Raw genomic sequence first — 4,824 nt, 5'->3', positions numbered from 1 at the left:
AGCTCGACGCCGATATCGCGGGTTTTCGTGATCACTGGAGGACCGCCCTGGAGCTGGCGCCGCGCCTCAATGACCCGGGCGTTGAAGTCCTCCACCAGATCGCGCACCTGCTTTTCCGAATACAGGGCGTCAAGCTTCGCATCCAATTCGGCATCCTCGGTGCGGAGCAGAATGGCTTTTGGGCCGAGGCCGCTGAGATGTTCGCGCTGGATGAGGCCTTTGACCCACCAATCGGGATCGTAGCGCTCCCCCAGCCCTGGGATCGGCTCGCCTGCGTACTTCAGATTGTCGAACTTCCCTTGCGCCATGGCGTCGCGGATCAGGTATTCCACCCGAGCGGCGTCGTCCACCTTCTTGCGCTTCCGCCGCTCTTCGTCGTCGGCGGCCTCGAGTTCCGCTTCTTCCCCGGCCGTCATACCGGTGGCGCGGACATTCCGCAGCTCCATGGCTCGCTCCAGCCGGCGCTTGAACGCACCGTTTTCGCCGTTCACGGCTAATCACCGCCTTCGCTTGCGGAAATCCTGGATCTGCGTCCAAGTATTCCGCAAATGGGACATTGGCGGGATGGCACTTGCAAACACCGCCTCTGTTCACGCCTAGCGCAGCTCACTAACCTGACTGGTAACGGCTAGTTCAGGAAGAGGTAACCATGGACGAACAGGGCATTCTGCACCACATCCAGTCACTTGTGGAGGAGGAGCGGGAACTCCGGGAGAAGGCAGAGGCGGCCCCGCCGGGTCCTGCGCATGCCCCCGACCGGGCAAGGCTGGAGCGCATCGAACAGGACCTGGATCAGAGCTGGGACCTGCTGCGCCAGCGGCGGGCCAAGAGGCAATACGGCGAGAACCCGAACGAGGCCAAGCCACGGCCCCCAAAGCAGGTGGAGGGCTACACGGGCTGAAGTCGCAGGAAACCCAGGACGACGAGGGCGGGACGCTCCCGCCGTCGTCCTGGCTAGGCACGGATGCTGAGATAGATGCCCGTATGGTCTAGCTCGCCAAGTCCCTGGGAGACCATCGTTTGAAATGCACTGCGGACGCTGCTGGAAACCGGTAGATCCAGCCCGGCCTCTTCTGCGATTTCCGCGATGAAGGTCAAGTCCTTCAGCTGGTTCTTTGCCGATCCTCCGCCATCAAAATCCGCCTCGATCCAGCGTTGGCCCTTTTGTCGAAGGACTTCGGAGTTCGCCAGGCCACCGGCAAGTATTTCTTGGACATGCCCCAGATCGAGCCCGGAGGCCTCGGCTAGTGCCATGGCCTCCGAGAGTGCCGTTACTGTTGCGGCCACCACGATTTGGTTGCAGGCTTTGGCGATGGAGCCGGCGCCCGTATTCCCGAACCGCAGAACGGTGGCACCGTAAAGCTCGAAAAGCGGTTTGAGGCGCTCCACGGCCTCACTGGGGCCGCCAACCATGATGCTGAGCCGTCCCTCTTCGGCGCCAATGGTGCCGCCGCTGAGCGGGGCGTCAATGACGGTTATTCCAAAGGTCTCCAAGCATTCGGCGGCGAAGGCCGCGACAGCGACGGGCGACACCGTGCCGTGGACCACAAGGACCGGGTTGTCTATCCGGTTGACCTTCCACCCGGCAAGCAGCCCGTCGGGTCCGTGTAGTAGCTGCTCGACCTGGGGAAGGTCGGGCAGGACGGTCAGCACCACCGCGCTGGCTGCTTCCGCCGGGGAACCGGTGGGCTGTCCTCCGTGGATCGCGTTGGCTTTGTGGGCCGTCCGATTCCAGAGTTTCAGCGGCACGCCCGCAGCTATGAGGTTCCGGGCGATGGGGGCGCCCATCGGTCCGGTACCCAGCAGGGCCACCGATGAGGGAACGGGTGTCTCAGCGTTGGTTATCTGCGTCATGGTTTAGAACGGGATCAGTCCGGCGAGGGCCGGCAGGAAGGTGCTGAACCACGGCACCGCCGCGAGCACCAGAAGTCCGACGAAGAGGGCAAGCAGGTACGGCCAGAAGTGTTTGAGGCTGTTTTCCACGGTTTCCCGGGCGGTGGCGCACGCGACGTAGAAGCCGACACCGGCCGGTGGGGCGAACGAGCCTATGCCCATGGAGATGATGAGCACCATGCGTACTGCACGGGGTTGACGCCGAAGTCAGTGGCGATCGGCAGCAGCAACGGGGCGAAGATCAGCACGGCGGGAAGTCCCTCGAGGAGCTGGCCCATGATGACGAGCAGGATCACGGTGAACAACATGAAGAGGACCGGGGAATCCCCGAGGCTAGACATGAGGTCGTGGATTTGCTGCGAGACACCGGCGAGGGCAAGGGTCTGGGCGAGCGGAGAGGCGGCAGCGATGATGAAGAGCACCATGCCCGCCGTCGTCGTAGTTTCCCGCAGCGTGTCCCCGAGCAGCCGCTTGCTGCCCCGGCGGTAGGCGGCGGCCAGGACGAACGCGTAGGCCACGGCAACGGAGGAAACTTCCGTCGGCGTCGCGAATCCGGTCAGGATCCCGGCCACCATGCCGACGGGCAGGAGGAGAGTGGGGAGGGCGAAGAAGGTCGCCGAACCGCGTGCCCGCCAGCTTGCCTTGGGACTGGCGACTCCACCTTGTTTGCGTGCGCGCAGGAACACGAGCGCCATGACCACGAGCGCCAGGAATGCGGCCGGCACAAAACCGGCAAGGAAGAGTGTGGTGGTCGAAATCGTGGTGATGGAGCCAAGGACGAGAAGCACGATGCTTGGCGGGATGGTTTCACCCATGATGGCAGACGCCGATAGTACGGCGACAACCTCGCCGCGCGGATATTTGCGCTCTTCGAGCATGCCGCGCATCGTGGTGCCGACGGCCGCGACGTCGGCGACCTTCGAGCCCGAAATGCCGGAGAAAATGTACATGGTCACGACGACCACCTGGAGCAGCCCCCCGCGCAGGTGCCCGATAAGGCGTCGACGAGCTTGGCCAACGGGAGGGTGAGCCCTGCGGAGTTCATCACGGTGCCGGCAAGGATGAAGAAGGGGATCGCCAACAGCACGAATCCCTTGGCGCCCGAGGCCATGCCGATCGGGATAGCGCTGACCTCGGAAATCCCTCCGAGGTAAAGGTAGATCCCGGAGGCCAGGGCGAGGACGAACGCGATCGGAAGTCCGAGGAACAGCAGGATGAACAGAACCGCGAGCACGGTACCAAGGAGGACGTTCGGCGAGGCATAGTAGAAGAGCGGCGGGGCCAAAAGCACGACCACGACAAGGGCTGCCGCGACGCCCGCGGCTACCAGCACGGCCCGCTTTTGCTGCCGCCAGAGCTTGACGAGCGCAAACCAGGCGATGAGGACCATGCCCAGTGAAAACGGCATGGAGACCCAGAACACGGGGAGCTGGAGGATGGGGGTCTTTTCCTCGATTTGCTGGACGAGCGTGGGAACGAAAAGCACGAAGGCGCCGGCGCTCATCACGAAGACAAGCCAGTCCACCAGCGCGGCCAGATAGGGTTTCCATGCGGCGGGGAGGCGCATGATGAGGGCCTGGACGGACATGTGGGCGCCCTTGGGATACGCGATTGCCCCGCCCATGAACGCGATAGTCAGGAGTGCTATCTCCGAGACTTCCTGGGTCCATAGAACCGAATCACCTGTGATGACGCGGACGGTGATGTTCAGAAGGATGACGACGAGCTCGGCGAGGATCGCGGCGCCCACGATCCACTCCAAGGTCCGGTCCAGCCATTTCGCGCCGCTCCAGCCCGAAGCGACGTGGCCCGTGTGCAGGATCTCTTCGGCATCGGGCGGGAGGGCCTCTTCCAGGTCCCGGGGGGGCGAGGGTGTGTTCCATTGTGTCCAGACTTTCGACATTGAGAGCGGAATTGGTGTGCGGGCGGAGTGGGGCTGTGGTGGGAGCCCAGGAGGGCTCCCACCCGTTGATGGATTACTTAGCGGGAGTGAAGGCGACCGCTTGGTCGAAGAAGTCCTTGCCAATGAGCTTCGAGAAATCCGGGTACAAGCTCTTGGAGACGGCCTTGAACTCTTCGATGCTGGAAGCGCTCAGCTCGTTCGCTTTCATGCCCTTGGCGGTCAGCTCGTCCAACTGCTTCTTCGCCTGATCTGTGTCGTAGGTGGTTTTGAACGAGGCGGTTTCCGTCGACGCATCGGTGAGCGCTTTTTGCTGGTCCGCGCTGAGTGTCCCCCACTTCTTCGACGACAGGGCGAGCACCCAGGCGTCGTTGATGTGGTTGGTCAGCGATACGTACTTCTGTACTTCCGAGAACTTGTTGGTCCACGGCACCTCGATCGGATTCTCCTGGCCATCGATGGTGCCCGTCTGCAGGCCCGTGAAGACCTCGGAGAAGGCCATGGTGGTGGGACTGGCGCCGAGCTTGCCGAAGAAGTCCGTCCACAAGGTATTGCCCGGTACGCGGATCTTTAGTCCTTTGAGGTCCGAAGGCTGCGTAATGGGACGGACGGAGTTGGTGATTTCACGGCCTGTCCTGGTGAGGAAGCTCAGCGCCACAGTGTCCTTTTTGGCGAGCTTGTCCTTCAGGTCCTGGCCGGGTTTGCCCGCCAGGAACGCTGCCTCTTCGGTGGTGTCCTTGAACAGGTAGGGGATGCTGATCGCGTTCATTTCGGGCACCACCGAGGCGTAGACCGAGGTTGAAAGGATCAGGGCATCCAACGAACCACCCTGGAGTCGGGTGACGGCGGCGTTCTGGTCGCCGCTGAAGCTGGTCCCGTTGGGAACGACGGTAACAACCACCGATCCGTTGGAGGTCTTCTTCACCTGGTCCGCAAAGTGCTGGGCAGACACGCCTACTGAGGAAGTGAGCGGATCAGGAATCGACAATTGGATTTTGGCGACGGGTGCGGCCTGGCCGCCGCCGGACGCG

General features: G+C 62.9%; 4 protein-coding genes and 1 pseudogene. 1 reads left to right on the top strand and 4 read right to left on the bottom strand.

The window, feature by feature from the left end:
• The coding region (locus AHiyo1_RS17825; RefSeq protein WP_059389431.1) for a DnaJ family domain-containing protein at positions 1 to 491 on the bottom strand (491 nt) is incomplete at its 3' end.
• 158 nt (positions 492 to 649) lie between these two features.
• Between AHiyo1_RS17825 and AHiyo1_RS17820 the strand changes: the two genes are divergently transcribed.
• Positions 650 to 901, top strand: coding sequence for a DUF2630 family protein (locus AHiyo1_RS17820; protein WP_059389430.1), 252 nt, complete (start codon positions 650 to 652; stop codon positions 899 to 901).
• Between the two features lie 53 nt (positions 902 to 954).
• On the opposite strand, the gene AHiyo1_RS17815 is transcribed toward AHiyo1_RS17820, so the two are convergent.
• The 3 genes and pseudogenes from AHiyo1_RS17815 to AHiyo1_RS17805 form a co-directional block, all read right to left on the bottom strand.
• On the bottom strand, positions 955 to 1,854 hold the full coding sequence (locus AHiyo1_RS17815) for an NAD(P)-dependent oxidoreductase (RefSeq protein ID WP_059389429.1): 900 nt from the start codon (positions 1,852 to 1,854) through the stop codon (positions 955 to 957).
• A gap of 3 nt (positions 1,855 to 1,857) precedes the next feature.
• A pseudogene (locus AHiyo1_RS17810) lies at positions 1,858 to 3,796 on the bottom strand (TRAP transporter large permease).
• A gap of 73 nt (positions 3,797 to 3,869) precedes the next feature.
• On the bottom strand, positions 3,870 to 4,824 hold a 955-nt coding region (locus tag AHiyo1_RS17805; RefSeq protein ID WP_059389428.1), incomplete at its 5' end, for a DctP family TRAP transporter solute-binding subunit.

Origin of the sequence: Arthrobacter sp. Hiyo1 (assembly GCF_001263615.2) — a bacterium.
Lineage (GTDB): Bacteria > Actinomycetota > Actinomycetes > Actinomycetales > Micrococcaceae > Arthrobacter.
Note: the sequence above shows the minus strand (reverse complement) of the source record. Positions and strands in the feature narration are given on the sequence as shown.

Bases quoted from the DNA above. Each gene is read 5' to 3' on its own strand.
- AHiyo1_RS17820 (WP_059389430.1), top strand. From the start codon at position 650: ATGGACGAACAGGGCATTCTGCACCACATCCAGTCACTTGTGGAGGAG.
- AHiyo1_RS17815 (WP_059389429.1), bottom strand. From the start codon at position 1,854: ATGACGCAGATAACCAACGCTGAGACACCCGTTCCCTCATCGGTGGCC.